Source organism: Aestuariivita boseongensis, from assembly GCF_001262635.1.
GTDB lineage: Bacteria > Pseudomonadota > Alphaproteobacteria > Rhodobacterales > Rhodobacteraceae > Aestuariivita > Aestuariivita boseongensis.
Map to the genome: position 1 here is coordinate 1 of NZ_JXYH01000105.1, position 3,173 is coordinate 3,173.

3 protein-coding genes are annotated in these 3,173 nt (G+C 63.3%); all 3 read right to left on the bottom strand.

Annotation, left to right across the window (positions count from 1 at the left end; all coding sequences use genetic code 11):
• A partial coding sequence (locus tag TR61_RS19275) for a dihydrodipicolinate synthase family protein (RefSeq protein ID WP_050932175.1) occupies nt 1-694 on the bottom strand: 694 nt, incomplete at its 3' end.
• 72 nt (nt 695-766) lie between these two features.
• The gene (locus TR61_RS19280; protein WP_050932177.1) at nt 767-1,981 is read right to left on the bottom strand and encodes a winged helix-turn-helix domain-containing protein; all 1,215 of its coding nucleotides are present in this window, start codon (nt 1,979-1,981) and stop codon (nt 767-769) included.
• Nucleotides 1,982-1,984: 3 nt separating this feature from the next.
• Complete coding sequence (locus TR61_RS19285) at nt 1,985-3,010, bottom strand: LacI family DNA-binding transcriptional regulator (RefSeq protein ID WP_050932179.1); 1,026 nt, start codon at nt 3,008-3,010, stop codon at nt 1,985-1,987.
• Nucleotides 3,011-3,173: the final 163 nt, after the last annotated feature.

A 3,173-nucleotide genomic window follows, 5' to 3' on the forward strand; every position in this document is an offset into this window, starting at 1 on the left:
CGGCCCGCCGCGCGTCGTAATAGGCGCGGATCACCGACGGGTTGGAGTTGCATGTGGCCGAAATGCACCCCGCCGCACCCAGGTCTAAACCGTGGATCAGATGCGCCTCGGACGCCGGGAAAACGGAAACGCCGGGGGCCGCATCAATCACGGCTTTTGTATTTTCCCAATCGCCGCCACTGTCCTTGTAGGCGACGACAGTATCCGGAAACGCCTCGTTCAACCGCGCCGTCAGCGCCGGAGAGATCGCGACCCCCGACATCTGCGGGATGTGATAGAGGCAGACGCGCAGCTCATCCGACCCGACCCCGTCGATCAACCGCGCGAAATAGGTGTAAAGCCCGTCCTCGGACGTGGGATAATAATACGGCGGCAGCACCATCGCCGCCGCGCAGCCCAGATCGACCGCATGGCGCGTCAGGGTGATCGTGTCGGGCAGGGCGCACAGCCCCGTGCCCGGCATCATCTGCGCCGCCGGCAGGCCGGCATCCACCAGCCGCTCCAGCATCTCCATCCGTTCCGACATGCCCACGGCCACCGCTTCGCCCGTGGTGCCGAAGGGCGACAGGTAGTGCACCCCCGCCTCCAGCGAATAGGCGGCGTGTTCCGTGAACAGTCGCGTGGCAATGGTGCCGTCCGCATGAAATGGCGTCAGGATCGGAGAGATCACACCGCCAAATCCAGCATGCGCCATGGGATGTCCTTTCATCTTCTGCGCTGACACTAGCAGCCCGCAGGCCAGAGGGAAGCGGGGTCGATCAGATGCCTACAGCGGCTCGGCCAGCCAGTCATCCTCGAACCGGACCTCACTGACCCCGGCCAGCCGCGTAATGCGCTGCAATTCCGCCTCCAGCCGCCTCGTGCGCGCTGCAGACCACCGCACGCCCCGTTCGGGCCACAGCTTGCGCACGACCAGCATATCCTGATCACGAAAGGCCTTCATGTCGATGCGCCCGATGATCCTGTCCCGCTCCAGCAGGGGAAAGACGTAATACCCGTATGTGCGCTTCGCCTCCGGCACGAAAATCTCGATCCGATAGGAGAAATCGAAAAGCCGCTCCGCCCGCTTGCGGTCGCGCAGCGCGGGGTCAAAGGGGCTGAGAACACGGATACGCCCCGGCGGGTCTGGCACATCGGGGATCTGATCCATCAGATCGGGCCGGGCAAAGACGCGGCGGGTGGCGCCACCGGCACAGGCAATGTCGATCTCGATGATCCGGCCATCGCGCAGTGCGATGTTGCACCACTCCTTGGCTTCAGCGGCACTCACCGTATCCCAGAACGCCGCCAGCTCGCCCGAGGTCGCAAAGCCCAGCCGATCAAGTGCGGCTTCACAACACCAGTCGATCGTCTCCCGCGCCTCGGGCCGCGCGTTCGATTGCAGCAAGGCCTGATCAATCACGCGCTCGGTCAGGTCATAACGTTTCTGAAACCCCTGCCGCCCCACAACGGTCAGCGCGCCCGACCGCCAAAGATATTCCAGTGCGGTTTTCGACGGGTGCCAGTCCCACCATCCTCCGGATGATTTCTGCTCGTCCTTGCCCACATCGGATGACGACACCGGCCCGTGATCACGGATATGGGCCAGCACCTGATCAAACCGCGTCTCGAACCCGTCGCGCCGCCAGTTCCGCCACCGGCTTTTCAGAAGATCCGCGTCGCGCTGAAACCGCAGATGCCAATGCGGATAAAACGCCATCGGGATCACAGCCGCGTCATGGGTCCAGTGCTCAAAGAGCCCGCGGTCTTTTTCATAAAGCCGCTGCAGGTTCTTCGGGCGATAGCCGGGACGCCGCGCGAACAGGATCAGATCATGGGCGCGCGCCACCGTGTTGATGCTGTCCAGCTGAACAAAGCCCAGATCCTCGATCACGGCTTGCAGATCCGCCCCCTTGCCGGGGCCCGAGGGCTGATCCGCCAACCCGTGGCGATGCAGAAACACCGCCCGTGCGGTTTTGTTATCCAGAACAGGCCGCGCCATGCCTCAGCGTCGGCGCAGTGTGTCACCATAGGTGATCTTGGGCGACAGGGTGACGATCTTTTCCACTTCGGCTTCGGGGTCTTCCAGCTGCGCCGCCACGATCTGCGCCGCCGTGCGCCCGATCTCGGCCCGGCAGGCATCCATGGTGGCCAGCTTGCGCGGCAAGCCCTGCAACAGTTCCACACCGTTGAATCCGGCCAGCCCGATCTGGCCGGGAATGTCGATGCCCTGTTCCATCAGATACAGAAGCCCACCCGCGCCGATCAGATCGTTCGAGTAATACAGGAAATCCAGTTCGGGCGAGCGTTCCAGCATCTCCGCCGTCATCTCACGCCCCTTGGCCAACGCCGATCCGCCCGAATAAAAGGCGCGGTCCTCGATCTCGACCCCGGATTTGGCCAGATGTTCGGTAAAGCCCTCGAACCGCTTCCGCGCGCGGTGATCCAGCGGCATCTTGGTGCCCATGAACCCGATATGGCGATAGCCTGCCTTCAGGATCGCCTTGGCCATCTCGCGCCCCGCGCGGCGGTGTGAAATGCCCACCATTGCATCCACGGGTGTGCCGTCGCTGTCCATGATCTCGACCACCGGGATGCCCGCGTTCTTCAGCATGGCCTTGGCGGCTTCTGAATGCTCCAGCCCGGCGATGATCACACCTGACGGACGCCAGGACAGCATTTCATAAAGAACCCGCTCTTCCTTCTCGGGCAGGTAATCGGTGACGCCCACCACGGGTTGCAACTCGGTGTCTTCCAGAACCTGGTTGATGCCGGTCAGCACCTCGGGGAACACCATGTTCGACAGGGACGGAATAATCACCGCGACAAGGTTCACCCGGCTGGAAGCCAGCGCGCCCGCGATCTTGTTGGGGACATATCCCAGCTCTTTCGCGGCCGCTAAAACCCGTTCACGCGTGCTGTCCGAAACATCCCCCCGGTTGCGCAACACGCGGCTGACCGTCATCTCGGACACGCCCGAGGCTTCGGACACATCGCGCAGGGTCAAAGGGCGTTTCGGCTCGATCGTCATGGGAGGCCCCTTCAGGCATTGTTTCTTGCCCAAGTGTTATCGCAAACGGCCCCATCCCGGCAAGCGCGCAGGTCAGGCATGACAAGCGCGAACAAGGGCGGTAAGAAGACCTCGTCGGCCCCGTGGCTCAACTGGATAGAGCAGCCCCCTCCTAAGGGGCAGG